The sequence below is a fragment of the Labedella phragmitis genome, from assembly GCF_004078635.1.
GTDB lineage: Bacteria > Actinomycetota > Actinomycetes > Actinomycetales > Microbacteriaceae > Labedella > Labedella phragmitis.
Genome location: NZ_RZNB01000006.1, coordinates 187932 through 205472, shown reverse-complemented (window position 1 = coordinate 205472; position 17541 = coordinate 187932). Strand labels below are relative to the sequence as shown.

The window sequence follows — 17541 nt, the reverse complement described above, 5'->3', positions numbered from 1 at the left end:
CGTGGCGACAGCAGTACACGAGCGCGTCGGTGTCGTCGACTCCGGTCGACGGCGCCGGCGCGCCCCCGCCCCCGCAGCCCTCGGGTTGCTCCCGTTCGGCGTCTACATCGCCGTCTTCCTCGCCCTCCCGACGGGCATCGCCCTGGCGAGCGGTCTCTTCACCGCCGACGGCGCCTTCACGTTCGAGAATCTCGGGGCCCTCGGCGACCCGGTCATCCTCTCGGCGTTCGGGAACTCGATCTGGCTCTCGTTCCTCACCGCGATCATCGGTGCCGTCGTCGGCGCCGCCCTCAGCTACGCGATGCTCGGCTTCCCCGAGGGCGGCCGCGCCCGCGCGATCGTCGACGCCGCGAGCGGCGTCCTCGCCCAGTTCGGCGGCGTCATGCTCGCGTTCGCCTTCATCGCGACGATCGGCCTGCAGGGCGTCGTGACGCTCCTGCTGCGCGACGGCTTCGGCATCGACATCTTCGCGGACGGAGCGTGGATCTACGAGCTCCCGGGACTCGTCCTGCCGTACGTCTACTTCCAGGTGCCGCTCATGGTCATCACGTTCCTCCCGGCACTCGCCGGGATCAAGCCGCAATGGATGGAGGCGGTCCTGACCCTCGGAGGCACGCCCGGAGCGTTCTGGCGCAGGGTCGGCATCCCCGTGCTCGCGCCGTCGTTCCTCGCGAGCTTCCTTCTGCTCGTCGCCAACGCGTTCTCGTCCTACGCGACGGCCGCCGCGCTCTCGAGCCAGGGCTCGTCGATCGTGCCGCTCCAGATCCGCACGGCCCTCACGAGCGAGACCGTGCTCGGACGCGAGAACGTCGCGGGCGTGCTCGCCCTCGGCATGATCGTCATCATGGCGGTCGTCATGACCGCCTACGCGCTGGTCCAGCGGAGGGCGGCACGATGGCAGGCCTGAACAGGGCAGGCCTGAACCGGGCAGGCCTGAACCGCACCGCCCCGAACCGGACCGGGATCGCGCCGCGGCCCGTGACGACGGGGGTCATCCTCGGTGTCGTCGGGCTCGTCTTCCTGATCCCGATCGCGTCGATGATCGAGTTCACGCTCCGGGGTGTCGGGGGCGGCTACGACGGCAGTCACTGGGCCGCTCTCGTCGACCCCGCGAACGCCGGGAAGTACGCGCCCATCTGGCGCGGGCTCCAGGGCTCGCTCGTCCTGAGTCTCACGACCGTCGCGATCGTCCTGTTCCTGCTCGCGCCGACGATGATCCTCGTGACGCTGCGGTTCCCCGCCCTGCGCCGACCGCTCGAGTTCCTGTGCCTCCTGCCGCTGTCGATCCCCGCGATCGTGCTCGTCGTGGGCCTCTCGCCGATCTACCTGACGATCGGTCGCAGCGTCGGCACGGGTGTGTGGACGCTCGCCTTCGCGTACGGCGTGACGGTCCTCCCGTACGCGTACCGGGCGATCCAGGCGAACCTCGACGCGATCGACGTGCGCACGCTCACCGAGGCGGCACGCTCGCTCGGCGCCGGGTGGGGGAGCGTGCTCCTCACGGTGCTCGCCCCGAACCTGCGCGTCGGGCTCCTCTCCGCGTCGCTCATCTCGGTGGCCGTCGTGCTCGGGGAGTTCACGATCGCCTCGCTGCTCAACCGGCAGAACCTGCAGACGGCGCTCTTCGTCGTGAACAAGCAGGACCCGTACGTCGCCGTCATCCTCGCCCTGCTCGCGCTGCTCTTCGCGTTTCTGCTGCTCCTCGCGATCGGTCGCGTCGGCACGGCGGCGGCGCTCCGTCGCACCACCCCGAAGAAGGACCCGACATGACCATGGACACCAACGCCCACCCGAGCCAGGGCGTCCCCTCCTCGCTCGAGGCCGAGACCGACTCCCGCACGACGGGGTCGAATCCACTCGTCGCCTCGGGCGTCGACGGCGCGAGCGTCTCGTTCCGCGGCGTCGTGAAGGAGTACGGAGGGCACCGCGTGCTCCACGGACTCGACCTCGACATCGCGGCGGGCGAGTTCGTGTCGCTCCTCGGCCCGTCCGGGTGCGGGAAGACGACGGCGCTGCGCGTGCTCGCGGGACTCGAGTCCCCCGAGGGCGGCGTCGTGAGCATCGGCGGCACCGACGTCTCCCGGGTGCCCACGAACAAGCGCGACCTCGGGATGGTCTTCCAGGCGTATTCGCTCTTCCCCCACCTCACGGCCCTCGAGAACACGATGTTCGGGCTCGGCATGCGCAAGGTGAAGAAGACGGAGGCGCGGGAGCGCGCCGTCGCCGCGCTCGAACTCGTCGGGCTGCAGGCCTTCGGTGACCGCTACCCGGCGCAGCTCTCGGGCGGCCAGCAGCAGCGCGTCGCCCTCGCGCGTGCGCTCGTGACCGAGCCGCGCGTCCTCCTGCTCGACGAGCCCCTCTCGGCACTCGACGCGAAGGTGCGCGTGCAGCTGCGCGACGAGATCCGACGCATCCAGCTGCGACTCGCGATCACGACGGTCTTCGTGACGCACGACCAGGAGGAGGCGCTCGCCGTCTCCGACCGGATCGCTGTCATGAACGCCGGCCGCATCGAGCAGATCGGTTCTCCGGAGGACCTCTACCGCGATCCCGCGACGACGTTCGTCGCCGACTTCGTGGGGCTGTCGAGCGTCGTGCCGGCGACGGCGGCCGGGGGAGCGGTGACGGTCTTCGGGGCGTCGCTTCCGATGCGGTCGCGTCGCGCCGACGGCGAGGTCGAGGTGCTGCTGCGACCGGAGAACGTACGCATCGCGACGGACGGCCGGGGCGAGCGTGCGACGGTGCTCGAGAGCACCTTCCTCGGTTCCCTGCGCCGCACGCGACTCCGTACGGACGACGGCGTCACCATCCGCATGCAGCACTCCGCGGACGAGCGACTCTCCTTCGGCGACGTCGTCCGGATCGAGGTCGCGGCGGACTCGGTCGCGGTCCGCTAGCGCGGCTGCACGGTCCCTGAGCCTGTCGACGGGCGGAGACCCCCTTGAAGGGCGGCGACCCCTCAGGAACGGACGCCGACCCGACGATGCCGCCCCACGAGGAACAGTGTGCCACCCAGCACGACAGCACCGACCCCGAACCAGATCGCCGCGAGCCCGGATCCGCCCGTCACGGCGAGGCCGTCTCCGGACGCATCCCCTTCCCCGGCCGGCGCATCCGGGTCGAGGACCGTGAACGACGCGACCGCCGCCGCTCCGGAGCTGACCCCGAACGCGGACACCGTGCAGGTTCCGCTCGCACCCGCCGGGACCGTCAGCGGCGTGCTCGTGCTGCCGTCTCCGTCGGCGGTGTCGTCGATCTCCACGTCCCTGAGTCCGGGGCACGAGACGACGAGAGTGACGGTCTCTCCGGAGAGGAAGACGCGGTCGAACTGGGCACGGAGGACGGCACCGGGAGCGGGTCGGCCGGTGACGGACCCGGCGGAGACCTCTCCCGGAACGTAGGCGGAGGCGGCACTGGGAGTGGCGAGCAGGAGGGCGACGAGCACGCCGAGACCGGCGGCGAATGTCTTGAGCATGGTGTCCTTCGTATGGCGGTGGGCGAGGGCATCGCCGCTCCGCGCGACAGCGACAGCACCGAGCAAGCGACACCTGCACGGTAGGGCCGGCCGCGGCTGAGCAGTGCTCACTCGGACGGAGGCTGTGGAGAACCGCCCGTCAGTCGTCGAGGACACGAAAAAACGAGAAGGCCCCCGGACGAATCCGGGGGCCTTCTCGTCGTGACGCAGGGTCACGTGGTGGAGCTTCGATCAGACGGCGCCCGGAAGATCCGAGAGCCTTCGTCGGTGGTGACGCGCGTATTAGGCGTTCGAGTTACGGCGCAGCGTGCGGACCAGGAGGAGCACGATACCGAGGCCGAGGGCGCCGGCGGCGATCCAGATGGCAGTGAGCGCGGTGCCACCGGTGACGGCCAGGCCGTCGCCGTCCTCATCGCCCGCGCCGGAGCCGTCCTCGGCGACGACGGTGATGTCGGCCTGCGCGATGAGGCCGGACTCGAGGCCCGTTGCGGTGACGGTGTAGGTGCCGGTCGCGTCGGTGGGCAGGGTCACGTCGAAGGCGACCGTTCCGTCGACGGCGCTCTTCACGACGCTGTCTGTTGCGGCCTTGAAGATCGCGATCGTGGGCTGGCCGTTACCGGAGACCTGGCCGGAGACCTGCTCGTCTCCCTCGAAGACCTCGTCGAACGTGACCTCGACGGTCTCGCCCGGTGCGGGCTCGCCGTCGACGACGACACTCTCGTCCGGTCCGTAGACGGCCTGCGCGGCAGCGGGAGCGGCGAAGACGGCGACGAGAGCGATTCCCGCCCCTGCAATGATTTTCCTGAACAAAATGATCCCCCGTGAGGTCTAGGTGACTGCGATGTCTCGGTGGTGCGTGACCGAGATGACGGTGGCGACCCGAGTCGTGCGTGACCGGTTCCCCTGGTGCCGTCCGGTCGTGAGACCGTTGGCCGGTGCGAGCGGATGGCGTCCGCCCGAGACCAGTCTAGGGAAACTCGCAGCTAAACCGAAGGGTTTCTGTTGCGAATTGTTGAACGCCTGGCGTCATCTCTGTAACCGGGCGGGTCGTGAAATCCTCCGGTGCGAGGAATCTGGCGTGAATCGTGGCGGACTCGCCGGGTGCCAGTTCGACGGTCGTGAGAGTGACAGGAAGGTCGAAGTCACGCGCGGTCTGCGCCGGGATCGTTTCTCCATCTCGGGTGATCCCGACGAACTGGGAGTCGGTGGCGCCGTAAAACGACACGATAAACCGCACATTACCAGGGGTTACTCCGAACTGTCCGTTTCCCGTGACGTACGGGGGGAGACTCGTTGCCGCGTCGGCCGGAGCGGTGCTCGTGACCGTGAGCTCGATGTCGTGGAAAGGACGGCCGTCGTTGCGACACGTCGTGTCGCCGGTCGCGAGACGGTAGTCGAGGTAGACCCCCATCTTGGAGCCGGTCGCGTCGTTGACGTACACCCCGTACCGGTCTTGTCCCCCGTTTTGGGTGAGGTCTCCGTTGAGCGTCGTGCCGTCGAGAATGGCCTGCTCGGTCGCGTCCGAGCTCCAGACGAGTACGCGCCGCTCCTCGGACGCCTGGGTGAGGGCACCGATGAAGGCGACGGGATCGACGTCTCCCGACGAGACCGCCGAGAAGACCTCGGCGGCCGTCGACGCGAAGAACGCGTCCTGGACGCGCGGTTCCGGATACCGCTCGTAGACGTCCTGGAGGAGAAGCTTCACGGCGTTGTCCGGGGTCAACTCGTCACCCGTCGCGAGCGTGAGAGGACCGGTCGCCTCGAGCAGGTAGCTGAGCGTCGTCGGATCGAGAGCGATGACACCGTCGACCTCGGTGCCGAAGGAGTCCTGCCACCAGGCCTGCGCCATCCGACCGGAGAGCGGGAACTGAGGCGTGATGGTCGTGTTCTGTACGTAACGACCGGTGATGTCTCCATACAGGTTGACGGTCTCGGTCGGGAGGTCGATGATCGGCGTGTCTCGTCGGGGGAAGTCGCCGGCGGATGCCTGCTGCGTGAGCGAGATCACGCCGTCCTCCGTATGAACGAGCGCCATGGCGCTGGGGTTTCCGCCGCCCGACCGAGGCTCGGCCGAGTTCTGGAACAGCAGCAGGTAGTTGCGGGGCCGGTCGCTTCCGAGCACGAGCGGGAGAAGGCGGACCGCACGGTCGGCCGCGTCCGTCGCCGCGTACGCACTGTCGACGAGACCGCTCAAACGGCCGACGGCGTCCGTCACCGGTTGGAAGGTGCCGGACGTGTCGATCGCCTGCACGCGCTGGCGAGCCGCCGCCGTCGCGGCGGCGGCCCGGGCGACCGTGGGCTGCGCGTCGATGAGCGGCTGCACGTCGAGCCGGCCGTCGACCGGTTTGAACTGCTCGAGCCCGAACGTCTCGGTGAGGTCGAGGACAGGGGTGACGGCGTCGCGCGCGAGGCCGTCGACGGAGCCGGCGACGTCGCGGACGGCGCGCAGGTCGTCACCCACCCACGGCAGGATCTCGAAGGCGCGCCAGATCGGATCGCTCGTGAGGCTCGCCGCCGCCATGGTGTGGGAGACGAGTGCGCGCGACGTCCGGTGAGCAGCCGCGGTGTCGCCGTCGCCGATGGAGTCGGTGATGCGCGTCGCGAGCGGGACGGCGGCCTCGAGTTCGTTCTTCGCCAGGAGGGCTCGGCTACCGACCCACGCCACGGCCGCGATGAGAACGACGACGACGGCTGTGAGCGACCACCCGACGATGCGGCGACGACGGCGCAGACGGCGGCTCGACTGCTTGCGTCCCTTTCCGCCGCGGCCGGTGCTTCCTGTCCGCGCATCGGACCGCCTGCCGCTCGACGAGTCGGATCCGGCTGCCTCGAAATCCTCGAGGAACGTGGAGACGGCCTCGTCGTCGTGCCGTGGAGTGTCGTTCGTCACCAGGTGTTTCCTCCGTCGGTCGAGATGAGAAGCCGGTCGTCCACCCATGCCCAGATGGCGTCTGCAGTCCAGTCGATCGCCGTGGCGGTCGCGAGCTCGGATGCGCCGAGGGGGCTCTGCACACAGCCGACGTCGGTGCGGGCGCCATCGGAGTCGAAGGCGGCGAGCCGCGCGCCGTCGCATTCCGATGTGCCGACGAGCGCGACGAGGAAGCCCTCCTCGCTCTCCGTGAGAGCGACGGCTCCGTCCGTGTCGTCGATCCGAGTCCAGGTCTCGCCGGCGTCGGTCGTGACGTGGAGGGAGCTGTCGTCGCAGAGGACCGCGGCGCGGGCGTCGTCGAGCGGCGAGACGACGACGGCGCTCTCGCAGGGCGCGGCGACGTCACCGCCAGGGGCGTGCACGGTGTCCGAGCCGACGGGGGAGAGGTGCCAGGTGCCGTCGAGCTGCTCGGTGTTCTCTGCGAAGTCGTCGCCCGCCACGAAGGTGCGCACGAACTCCGGGTCGCACTCCTCTCCCGTGGCTCCGATGAAGGAGGCGGTATCCGCGCTCGTCACGAGGATCCGCTGCAGAGCACGGACATCGGTGCTCGCGGTGATGTCGGTCGACTTCCAGGTCGCACCGCCGTCGGTCGTGAGCTGCGGCATCGCCGGCGCGTCCGGGCAACTGCCGGTCGTCGCACGCCACGCCACCTGATCGTCGAGCGCGGAGAGCAGGCGCGTCGGCGCTGCCGCGGTGATGGAGGATGCGACCTCCACGTCCTCGTCCGCGTCCGCGTCCTCGTCGGTCGCCGGAGTGGCGGACGGAGTCGAGGTCGACTCACTCGAGGCGCTCGGGCGCGGCGTGGTCGGTCCGGGTGGGCGGGGTGCCGTCGATTGCAGCGCGAGCACGACGAGAAGGACGTCGACGACGAGGAACACGATCAGCGCGGTGAAGATCCACCAGGGCCTACGTGACTCCCGCGCTGCCGACTGGCGGCGTGACGTCGCCATCTCAGACGAGCCCGGCCGGAGTGGCGGACGTCGTGAGCGAAGCAGCGCGACGAATCACACGCGCCGCGATCTCCGCCGCGGGAACCAGCTGGGCGGCTGACTCGCGATAGACGGCCTCGCTCCGACGGTACGGGTCGACGATGTCGTCCTCCGCGGCGTCGAGCGGTCGCTCGACGAGTCCGCGGCGGGCGGTGACGGCGCGCACGAGTTCGGTGAGCCGCTCGGATACGGAGTCGAGGGGGAGCGCGGCCACGTCGACGAGCTCGTCGTCCGAGATGCCGTCGCTGAGCCGGGCGAACTCGCGGAGAGTGAACGTGATGCGCGTGGCGCGCGGACGCATCTCCACGATGGAGCGGCGGTGGTCGCGCGACATCGCGAAGATGAGCCCGCCCCCGTCGATCATCGCGGGCGTGAGGTCGCGTGCGATGTGGTGCTCGGCTCCGAGCCCACCGAACTCGGCCGAGAGAGCCGCAGCCTCCGGGGTCATCGGCCTTCCGGTGAGCGAGTAGACGCCGGCGCTCGCGACCGATACGCGAGGCAGGTCGCTCAACCGGGCACGCAGAACCTGCTCGGCCAATGGTGATCGGCAGATGTTCCCGGTGCACACGGTGAGGATCTCGAACATGGCGGTCATGAGGTCTCTCGGGTCGGAACGACGGAAGGGCGGTCGCGGAGATCCGCTAGGGTCGCGCCGCGGAGCGCGTCGGCTCCGTCAGGGCGTTCTCGTCGTCGTCGACGCCGTACCCGTAGCCGTATCCGTATCGCCCATAGCCGTAGGCATCCGGACCGGAGGTCGGCAGCATCGTGAGGATGATGCCCGAGACGGGAGCTCCGACGTGCTCGAGCGTCGTGACGGCGCCTTCGAGCTGGTGCTTCGTCGTGCGCCCGGCCGCGACCACGACGAGTGCGCCGCCGACGAGCTTGCCGAGGATCGCGCTGTCCGTGACGGGAAGCAGCGGGGGAGCGTCGAAGATCACGTGATCGAACTCACGGTTGAGTTCCTCGACGAGGGCCTCCATCGCGGGGGAGCCGAGCAGTTCGCTCGGGTTCGGAGGTATGCGACCCGCGGGCAGCACGGTGACGCTCGACCGACCCCACGGCTGCAGGACGTCCTGCAGTTCCGCCCGGCCGATGAGCACGTCCGTGAGGCCGACGGCACCCTCGATGCCCATGTAGTCGGCGACCTTCGGACGACGGAGATCGGCGTCGACCAGGACCACGCGTGAGCCGGCGGCCGCGAGAGCGATCGACAGGTTGGCGGCGGTCGTGCTCTTGCCTTCCGACTCGATCGAGGAGGTGACGACGAAGCTGTGGTGGCGCTGACCCGCGCCGAGGAACTGGAGGTTCGTGCGGAGGCTGCGGAAGGACTCGGCACGGGGGCTGCGGGGGTCGTCCTGAACGATGAGCGGACGGGCCGTCGCCTTCGGGTCGAAGGCGATGCCGCCGACGATCGCGGCCTCGGTGATGCCCTTGATGTCGCGCTCCGTGCGGATTCGCGTGTCGAGGATGTCGCGGAGAACGGCAAGGCCGACGCCGAGGGCGAGCCCGACGAGGAAGCCGAGCACGATGTTGACGGGAACGTTCGGGCTGACCGGGCTGTTGGGTACCGCAGCCTGCTGGACGAGCGTGAGCTTGACAGGGGAGACGGCGCCTTCCTCGAGCGGCCGCTCCAACGTGTCGACGACGTTCGTGAGGCTCTCCGAGGCGCTGTTCGCGATGTCGGAGGCGAGCACGGGGTCCGGGTCGACGACGGTGATCTCGATGAGCGAGGTGCTCTCGGGTGCCGACGAACTGATCGAACGGCCCAACACACCGGCGTCGGCGCTGAGACCCAGTTCGGCGATCACGGGGAGAAGAACAGCTGGAGTGGACACGAGATCCGCGTACGTCTGCACTCGCTGGGTCGTGAACGTGTTGCCCTGCGCGAGGTCGGAGACGGTGCCGCCCGACTGCGTCGAGACGAAGACCTTGCTCGTGGCGCTGTACTGCGGCGTCTGCAGCAGCGAATAGGCGGCGGCTGCGGCGATGCCGAGCAGCGTCAAGACGGTGATGAGGATCCAACTCTTGCGGAGGATCCGAATGTAGTCGCGCAACTCCACGCTGGCGGCCTTCCCTCTGTCCGTCGGCGCCGACCGGTCGCCTTCGGATCATGCTCCCATACATCCGGACGGGGATCGCGCTCGACCACGCCGCGCCCGATACGGTGGCAGGCATGTCGTCCCCCCGCCAGTGGAGCCTCCTCGTGCCGTTGATCGGGCTCGCTCTCGCGGTGGTGCTGCTTCCCGTGGCGACGGCCCGGTGGGTGCCGTTCGCAGTCCAGCAGGTCCTCGGGTACCTCGTCGTGTGGGTTCCGCTGGTCGCGGCCACCGTCGCCGCGGTGATCGTCGCATCTCGTCGCTCGGGCGAGCGCTGGTGGATCGCGATGAGTCTGCGCTCCACGCTCACCGGCGTGCTGCTGGGCGCCTTCGTCGGACTCGCCCTGCGGTCGATCGCTCTCGTCGTCGAGATCCTCGGCACCGGGCGCATCGCGGGCGGCTCGGTCGGCATCGGCGGCGGACCGGGCTTGGCGCAGGTTGTCGCCGTGGTCGTGGCCACAGCGATCGTCGCTCCCATCATCGAGGAGGTCTTCTTCCGCGGGGTGCTGCTCCCCGCCGTCGTGGAGAGGTCGGGTCCCTCCGCAGCGGGTCCGTGGGTCGGAGTGGTCGTCACCGCGGCCCTCTTCGCCGGGGTGCACGCCCTGGCCGGTGCTGACCTGCTCGGCACCGTCGTCACCTTCGTCGCGGGCATCGGATTCGGATTCGTCGCGCGTTCGTCGGGACTCGTCGCCGCCGTCGTCGCGCACGTCGTCTTCAACTCCTCCGGGATCGCGCTCGTGCTTGCGAACACGCCGGTGTCCCCCCTTGGGCCGACACTCGGACTGGGGTGAAGCGTCATGCGCCTGCACTCCGTCGCCGCGTAGGATTGACAGGTCGCGGGATGTCAGGATCTACGCGAGCAACCACCAGGGGGTCCCGTCGTGGGCACGAACGTCGAGGTGGGAGATGTGCTGCCGATGTCGTCAGCTGAAGCTCCGTCGCAGAGCGACACGAAGCGCCAGCGCGACTGGCGCCGATCTTATGCGCGCCGTCTCGCGGTCACCGACCTCGTCGCGCTCGTCTGGGTCGTCTTCGGGGTCCAATTCCTCTGGCTCGGCAATGACGGCGACGCGATGTCGATCCGGCAGCCGGGCGACGCTCCGCTCGTCGTCAACTACACGGTCATCTCTATTGTCCTGACGGGCCTATGGGTTCTGTCGCTTCGGCTCGGCGGCACTCACGACTACCGTGTCGTCGGCCAGGGGTCGACCGAGTACAAGCTCGTGGCCGACGCCTCCGGGCGACTCTTCGGGCTCGTCGCGATCGTGGCCTTCCTCTTCAAGATCGACCTCGCACGGGGCTACATCCTGCTCGCGTTCCCGGTCGGGATCCTCGTGCTGCTGTTCTTCCGCTGGGCCTGGCGACAGTGGCTCGCGGTCGAACGGGAGCAGGGAAGGTTCGCGTCGAACGTGCTGCTCATCGGGTCCGAGCAGAGCGTTCGTCACATCGCCACCCAGTTGGCTCGAGACACGAGCGCGGGATACCGCGTCGTCGGCGCCTGGGTGAAGGGTGTGCCGGCGGGGGCGGTCGTCGACGAGGTGCCCGTGCAGACCTCCGAGGGGTCGGATTCGATCGTCGAGGCGCTGGACTCGTTCGGCGCCGACACCGTCGTGGTGACGAGTAGCGACGCGTTGACCGCTGAGGAGTTGCGCGAGTTGAGTTGGCAGCTGGTCCCGGGTGTGCACCATCTCGTGCTCGCGCCGAGCCTCACCGATGTCGGTGGCCCGCGGATCCACACGCGCCCCGTCGCGGGCCTCCCGCTCATCCACGTGGAGACGCCGAGGAACGAGGGGTGGAAGAAGTACGGCAAGCGGTGGCTCGATATCCTCGGCTCTGCGTTCTTCCTCCTGCTTCTGAGCATTCCTTTGCTGGCCGTCGCCCTGCTGGTCAAGCTGACGAGCCGAGGGCCGGTGTTCTATCGCCAGGAACGGGTTGGCCTCAACGGTCAGCCCTTTCAGATGCTGAAGTTCCGCTCTATGCGGGCGAACGCGGATGCGGAATTGCATACGCTTCTCGCCGCTCAGGGCTCGGACGGTAAGCCACTTTTCAAAGTCAAGGACGACCCCCGGATCACACCTGTCGGCAAGTTCCTGCGGAAGTACTCGGTCGATGAGTTCCCGCAGCTCGTCAACGTGCTGAAGGGTGAAATGAGTCTCGTCGGACCTCGACCGCAGCGCGAGGCGGAGGTCGCGCTGTACGACAACATCGCGTATCGCAGGCTGCTGATCAAGCCGGGTATGAGCGGCCTCTGGCAGGTGAGCGGTCGGTCCGAGCTGTCGTGGGAGGACGCGATCCGGCTTGACCTCTTCTATGTCGAGAACTGGTCGTTGATGGGTGACATCGTGATCCTGTGGCGGACCGTGAAAGCCGTTGTCGCGCCCGGAGCGTCGGCGCATTGAGTATCGACGGCGGACTGCTCGTTCATGAGTGGATCTCGAAATCCGGAGGATCCGAAAAGGTCTTTGCGGAACTTGTCGCCACCTTTCCCACGGCAGATCTTCGGGTGCTCTGGTCGGATGTGCAGGCCCCATTCGGGGCCAGGCGCGTCGTGGAGTCGTGGCTCGCCCGGACTCCGTTGAGGAAAAGCAAGGCAGCTGCCCTCCCGTTCATGGTGGGGGCCTGGCGCCGGCTGCCGTCCGATCGTCCGTACGACTGGATGCTCGTGAGTTCGCACCTTTTCGCGCATCACGCTCGTCTGCGTCGAGGTTCGCAGCCCTTCGTGAAGTTGGTTTATGTCCACACGCCGGCGCGCTACATCTGGACCCCCGAATTGGACGCGCGCGGAAGCGGCCTCGTCGCTCGGATCGCCTCCACATTCTTGAAACCGCTCGATCGTCGGCGCGCCGCGGAAGCAAGCGAGATCGCGGCCAACTCGGAGTACGTCCGTGAGCGGATCCGTGACACCTGGGGCCTCGATGCACGTGTGATTTACCCGCCCGTGGACACGGCTCGGATTGCGCACGGTGCTCCCTGGGCCGACCGTCTCGACGAGGATGAGGCCGGGCTCCTCGCCTCTCTCCCGGAGGGCTTCGTTCTGGGGGCGTCCCGCTTCATTCCATATAAGCGGCTCGAGCTCGCGATCAAGGCGGGCGAGTCCGTGGGGCGGCCCGTCGTCATCGCTGGATCCGGTCCGGAGGAGGCTCGGTTGCGGGACGCGGCTGCCCAAGCCGAGGTGCCGGTCCACTTCGTTCTTAAGCCGTCGGACGCCCTCTTGTTCGCGCTTTACGAGAGGGCGTCTGTCTACGTGTTCCCGGCCGTGGAGGATTTCGGGATCATGCCGGTGGAAGCGATGGCGTGTGGGACACCGGTGATCGCGAATACAGTCGGTGGGGCGGGTGAGAGTGTCGGTGTCTGCGGCGGCGGAGTCCTTCTCGATGCGTTCGACCGACAGTCGCTCAGGACAGCGATCGAAGCTGTGCAGACGATCGACCGCAGCGCCCTGCGCGAGCGAGTCGGTCGGTTCTCAGCGGAAAGGTTCCGGTCGGAGATCCGCGAATGGGTAACCTCCTCGATGGGACGGGCGGCGACGTGACCGGTTCGTTGTGGATCGACACACGCTGGAACGGAGTGAGCGGGATAGGCCGGTTCAGTCGTGAGGTCACCAGCAGACTTCGCCCCGGTTGGAAGTCTCTCAGCTGTGGTTCTCCGTCGTCCGCGCTCGACGTCGTCAATCCGCGCCGGTTGTCCGCCGGACCGTCTGACCTGATCTACTCGCCCGGTTACAACGGGGGATTGGCACGCGCCCCTCAACTCCTCACGCTCCACGATCTGATGCATCTGAGGAGCGAACGATCCGAGCTGCGTGCGCGCTACTACGATCTCGTGATCCGGCCGATCGTCAAGAGATGCGGCGCGGTCCTGACAGTGTCGGAGGCGAGCCGCTCGGTTATCGAGGAGTGGCTCGGAGACGGCAGTGTCCGCGTGATCAATGTCGGCAACGGGCTGTCCCGGTCGATCGAGGCCGCGCCGGCGTCGACGTCCGCTTCCCGCCGCGTGCTCTATGTCGGCAATATGAAGGATCACAAGAAGTTCCCCCTCGTCGCGCGGGCGCTCGCCGGCATGAGCGACTGGTCACTCGACGTCGTCACCACGGACCCCGCGGAGGCCGGCGAGATGATCGGATCGTTGCCCGAGCTCGACGGCCGCGTGCGACTTCTCAGCCGGATCAGTGACGACGAGCTGGCGGGTGTCTACGCCACGGCCTCCGTGATCATGATGCCGTCGTCGGAGGAGGGCTTCGGGCTCCCCGCGATCGAGGCCCTTGCGGCCGACCGACGAGTCGTCTACTGGAGCGGCTGCGATGCGATCGGGGAAGTTCTCGGCAAATTCGGTGTCTGCGTCTCCGAACCCGACGACATTCGGGAGTGGCAAGCTTCCATTGTCCTCGCCGCCTCGATGACTCTGCCCTCGGAGCAGCCGGGCTACTCGGAGTGGCTGCAGCGATACGACTGGGACGATGTGGCCGGTCGAGTGCAGTCGGTGCTCGACGACCTCGGAGCCGCTCCACGGAAGGGTGACGCCGAATGACGCGACACAGCATCCTCTTCCTGAGCCACTCGAACGTCTTCGAGCACTTCAAGGTCGGGAGCCACCACTACGCCGCTGAACTGGCTCGTCGGGGTCATGACGTGTTCCACGTGTCCACGCCGATTTCGCTTATCCATCGCATACTCGGCCGGGCGGGTTCCGCGAGTATCGACGCGGTCAAGCGCGGCTGGATGACCGACGAGAACAATGTTCACCACCTCGTCCCCTCCTCGATCATCCCCGCCGGTCTCGTGGCCGGAACAGCCAATCGGATTATACGATCACTCCCCGAGGGGCAATTCGATCTGACTTTCGTGGACCAGCCGCTCCTGTGGTCATCGGAGGTGAGGACGGCGTCGCGCACGCTCGTCTACCGTCCGACCGACATCTACGACGAGGGGCGCAAGCGCCGACTCCAAGACGAGGCTATTGCGCAGGCCGACGGGGTCGTCGCGACCTCAGACGAGGTTCTTCGACGGCTCGGGCTTTCGGAGAGCAGGCCCAGCCTCGTTCTCCCGAACGGAGTCGACCTCCGGAACTTCGCCGTGCAAACCGGCACCCGCCGCGATGTCGCCGTCTACGTCGGGGCGCTGGATTCCCGTTTCGAGTGGAATGATGTGCGATTCCTCGCGGATTGCTTCCCATTGTGGCGCTTCGAGATCTACGGGCCGACCGGCAATGAACCGGCGGATCTCCCTGCGAATATTCAACTCAAGGGTGCCGTCGACTACGACGACCTCAACGCCGTCTTCTCGGCGAGCCGCATCGGCCTTCTACCGCTGACCGACGTGCCTGTGAACGCCGGTCGAAGCCCGATGAAGCTCTACGAATACTTGGCAGGGGGGCTTGGAGTACTGTCGACATCGACGCCGACCATTCAGGAGAACGACGCCGTGGGACTCCTCACCTACACATCGCAAGATGAACTCCACACGAAATTCGCGATGCTTGCTGTGGCCGCTCCCAACCCGGCCGGGAAATCTCTTGCTGTCGCAAACTCGTGGGACGCGAAAGCCGACCAACTGCTCCGGTTCGCGGAGTCTCTGTGAGGGACAAGCGGTCCTCGCGCGGTGGTGAGTTTGAAGCTCAACCTCCGGTGGGGCCTCGGATCAGGCGATTTTTTACACCCGTCTCCCTCATTCTCCTTCCGGTGCTCTTGAGCGCGCTTGCCTGGTTAATTCCGGGCGAATCGATCATTCTCCGGGGATTCTCCGAACGATCGGACGTGACTGGTATCGGAATACTCACTCTCGGCGTTTGGTATGGGTTAGTGGTCGCTGTGGCATCTCTTGGGACCTCGTTGGGCCGACGAGTAAGGCCGTCAGCGCACCTCAACTGGTCGGATCAGGACCAGGCGCGAGAGAAAGCCCTCTACCTAATCCTCACGATTTTCTCGGTGATAGGTATGGCAACGGTTCTGGCGAACGCTGGGGGAATCTCGGGTTTTCTCGCTGCTCTCAACGCCACCGACGCTAACTCCCTAAAGGAGGCCACAGGCGGTGCGGCTGGCCTAACGACATTGCGTTATACGACAGCAATCGCTGCGCCGCTCGGAATTCATCGACTCCTCAGAAATCGTCGAGGTTTCACTCTTGCCGCGCTTAATGCAGTACTTCTCTTCCTCAACGCAGCCGTCGCCTCGAGGCTCTCCTTGCTCATGGCTGTCATGGTGTTGCTCTATCTCTTAGTGACGAGGCCTGTTGGTTTCAGAATTCGGAAACGATGGATTTTGCCAGGGGCCGCCGCCGTCTTCGGATTGTTGACTCTCCTGAACTACACGCGGAATGCCCGCTATTACGAGGCCGCGGGCGTCTCGGATCCCGTCTCGATGAGTATCGTGCAGGCACTCACGTATCTTGGGACTCCGTTTCAGGTCGCACTTGGAACCGCCAACGCTATCCATTTCCGAGGCGCGACGTTCAGCCAGCCCCCGGATGAGTGGTGGACCGTCCTTGTCCCGACTTTCTTCCGCTCGGAGCCGCGCACAGGCGATGCGACAGGGACGAACCGGTACAGCCAGTTCGTTGACTACAACGCGTCGTTGACAACCAATTCTGCCTTCGCGGATACATTGGCGACGTTCGGGCCATGGGGTCTCGTCGCGAGTCTGGTGTTGATCGCGAGTGCTGCGCTACTCTTTGGGCACTTCGCTCAATATGGGAACGGACTGGCCCTGATTCCGGGAGTCGTGCTGTACGGGATGGCCGAGTACTGGAGAATCCTGCTTTTTAGTCAAGGCATTTTTGTCTACCTCGTTATCGCGACCCTGATCGCAGCGTGTGCGGTTGCTGCGTTTCGGGGAACTCCGAATCGATTGAGGGAACCCGACCTCGGTGGGGGCAAGCTGATGGACGCTGTTTCGCCGCGGAGCTTGTCATGAAGGTCACCTTCTTCTCCGACGACTTGTCGAGCAACTCGTTGGGCCGTGTGTACTGCCTCTGGCGGTTGGCGGATGCCCTGGGTTGGGACGCGTCGGTCATCTCACCACGCGGCGAAGAGGTGTGGGGCCCACTTCGCGACACTCCGTTCGCCCGCGCGTGTCACCGGCTCGCCGCCGACACCAAGCCAAGTCATGACGAGATGGGCGACCCGGATCTCCTCATCGCCGTCAAACCGCTCCCATCATCCTTCCTTCCTGCATGGGAGTGGAGCCGTGCACTCGGGATCCCGCTGCTCGTTGACATCGACGATCCCGACCTCGAGATGCAGTTCTCGTGGGAACGGCCGATCCGTCGTCTCGGGCGGATCCTGCTGAGGGCGCGGGGGCTTCGCGGGTCACGAGTCGTACGGAAGCGGCTGGTCGGCGTTCCACGCTTCGTGAGTAATCCCTGGCTCCAGTCGCGATACGGAGGGACACTGCTGCCTCATGTCCGAGACGATCGTGGCCCGGGAGCGGCTCACGCCTCTACTCAGCCCCGAATCGCCTTCGTCGGAACGAATCAGCAGCACAAAGGTGTCTCCATCCTTCGCCAGGCCGTCGCTGAGCTCGCCCCTGAAGGCTTCCGGCTGATCGTCACGGATGCGCCTCCCGCGGATGCGGCTCCGCACGAGGAATGGGTGGGCCGCACGTCGATGGAGGAGGGCCTCAGCCTCGTGAGTGGGTCGGATATCGTCGTGATCCCGAGCCTCGACGCGGTCCACGCGAGAGGCCAGCTGCCCGTGAAGCTCATCGACGCGATGATGTTAGGGCGCGCGATCGTCGTCACGGATGTCGATCCGCTCCCGTGGGCGATCGGTTCTGGTGGCGTCGTCATTCGCGCCGGTTCGGTGAGTGAACTCGTGCACGCCCTTCGATCGCTGTCTGATCCGAGCAAGAGGGCGCGTCTTGGGAGATCCGCACGTAGTATCGCGATCGCTCGTTACACGATCGGTGAGAATCGGCGAGCTTTCGAGGCGGCTTGCCGCGCTGCGGTTGGGGTGAGGGCTGATGGCTGAAGGAGCTACCTCACTTCATTCGCGAGGCAGCGATCAAGTGAGATCGCCAAAATGACGCGCGGGAGGGCGAGCAGACGACTTCTCGCATTC

General features: G+C 67.0%; 16 protein-coding genes. 10 read left to right on the top strand and 6 right to left on the bottom strand.

What is annotated here, in order from left to right:
- The first annotated feature begins 1 nt into the window (after position 1).
- From ELQ90_RS14355 to ELQ90_RS14345, 3 genes are read left to right on the top strand one after another with little or no spacing between them, the layout of a single operon-like run.
- Positions 2-907, top strand: a complete 906-nt coding sequence (locus ELQ90_RS14355) for an ABC transporter permease (protein ID WP_128495966.1) — start codon at positions 2-4, stop codon at positions 905-907.
- Entirely contained in the window at positions 895-1770 is an 876-nt protein-coding gene (locus tag ELQ90_RS14350) for an ABC transporter permease (RefSeq protein WP_128495965.1), read from the top strand. Before ELQ90_RS14355 ends, ELQ90_RS14350 begins: the two co-directional genes overlap by 13 nt.
- Complete coding sequence (locus ELQ90_RS14345; protein WP_243696196.1) at positions 1767-2897, top strand: ABC transporter ATP-binding protein; 1131 nt, start codon at positions 1767-1769, stop codon at positions 2895-2897. Before ELQ90_RS14350 ends, ELQ90_RS14345 begins: the two co-directional genes overlap by 4 nt.
- A 62-nt stretch (positions 2898-2959) precedes the next feature.
- On the opposite strand, the gene ELQ90_RS14340 is transcribed toward ELQ90_RS14345, so the two are convergent.
- The 6 genes from ELQ90_RS14340 to ELQ90_RS14315 form a co-directional block, all read right to left on the bottom strand.
- Entirely contained in the window at positions 2960-3475 is a 516-nt protein-coding gene (locus tag ELQ90_RS14340; protein ID WP_128495964.1) for a hypothetical protein, read from the bottom strand.
- 282 nt (positions 3476-3757) lie between these two features.
- The gene (locus tag ELQ90_RS14335) at positions 3758-4285 is read right to left on the bottom strand and encodes a hypothetical protein (RefSeq protein WP_128495963.1); all 528 of its coding nucleotides are present in this window, start codon (positions 4283-4285) and stop codon (positions 3758-3760) included.
- A 157-nt stretch (positions 4286-4442) separates the two neighbouring features.
- The gene (locus ELQ90_RS14330) at positions 4443-6365 is read right to left on the bottom strand and encodes a DUF4012 domain-containing protein (RefSeq protein ID WP_128495962.1); all 1923 of its coding nucleotides are present in this window, start codon (positions 6363-6365) and stop codon (positions 4443-4445) included.
- Entirely contained in the window at positions 6362-7354 is a 993-nt protein-coding gene (locus ELQ90_RS14325) for a hypothetical protein (RefSeq protein WP_128495961.1), read from the bottom strand. The genes ELQ90_RS14330 and ELQ90_RS14325 overlap by 4 nt, the downstream gene beginning before the upstream one ends.
- Position 7355: 1 nt before the next feature.
- Entirely contained in the window at positions 7356-7988 is a 633-nt protein-coding gene (locus ELQ90_RS14320; protein ID WP_243696195.1) for an arsenate reductase/protein-tyrosine-phosphatase family protein, read from the bottom strand.
- Between the two features lie 46 nt (positions 7989-8034).
- Positions 8035-9453: a tyrosine-protein kinase domain-containing protein gene (locus tag ELQ90_RS14315; RefSeq protein WP_128495960.1), complete on the bottom strand. Its 1419-nt coding sequence runs from the start codon at positions 9451-9453 to the stop codon at positions 8035-8037.
- A gap of 50 nt (positions 9454-9503) precedes the next feature.
- On the opposite strand from ELQ90_RS14315, the gene ELQ90_RS14310 reads away from it, so the two are divergent.
- The 7 genes from ELQ90_RS14310 (at position 9504) to ELQ90_RS14280 (ending at position 17451) form a co-directional block, all read left to right on the top strand.
- Complete coding sequence (locus tag ELQ90_RS14310; RefSeq protein ID WP_128495959.1) at positions 9504-10280, top strand: CPBP family intramembrane glutamic endopeptidase; 777 nt, start codon at positions 9504-9506, stop codon at positions 10278-10280.
- Between the two features lie 90 nt (positions 10281-10370).
- On the top strand, positions 10371-11888 hold the full coding sequence (locus ELQ90_RS14305; protein ID WP_243696194.1) for a sugar transferase: 1518 nt from the start codon (positions 10371-10373) through the stop codon (positions 11886-11888).
- Entirely contained in the window at positions 11885-13021 is a 1137-nt protein-coding gene (locus ELQ90_RS14300; RefSeq protein WP_243696193.1) for a glycosyltransferase, read from the top strand. Before ELQ90_RS14305 ends, ELQ90_RS14300 begins: the two co-directional genes overlap by 4 nt.
- Positions 12985-14016 carry a glycosyltransferase gene (locus ELQ90_RS14295; protein WP_128495957.1) on the top strand — a complete coding sequence of 344 codons (1032 nt, stop codon included), beginning with the start codon at positions 12985-12987 and terminating at the stop codon, positions 14014-14016. Before ELQ90_RS14300 ends, ELQ90_RS14295 begins: the two co-directional genes overlap by 37 nt.
- A complete protein-coding gene (locus ELQ90_RS14290; protein WP_128495956.1) occupies positions 14013-15065 on the top strand; it encodes a glycosyltransferase family protein in 1053 nt (350 codons plus the stop codon). The genes ELQ90_RS14295 and ELQ90_RS14290 overlap by 4 nt, the downstream gene beginning before the upstream one ends.
- A gap of 176 nt (positions 15066-15241) precedes the next feature.
- Positions 15242-16396 carry a hypothetical protein gene (locus ELQ90_RS14285; protein WP_166409072.1) on the top strand — a complete coding sequence of 385 codons (1155 nt, stop codon included), beginning with the start codon at positions 15242-15244 and terminating at the stop codon, positions 16394-16396.
- Complete coding sequence (locus ELQ90_RS14280; protein WP_128495954.1) at positions 16393-17451, top strand: glycosyltransferase family 4 protein; 1059 nt, start codon at positions 16393-16395, stop codon at positions 17449-17451. Before ELQ90_RS14285 ends, ELQ90_RS14280 begins: the two co-directional genes overlap by 4 nt.
- Positions 17452-17541: the final 90 nt, after the last annotated feature.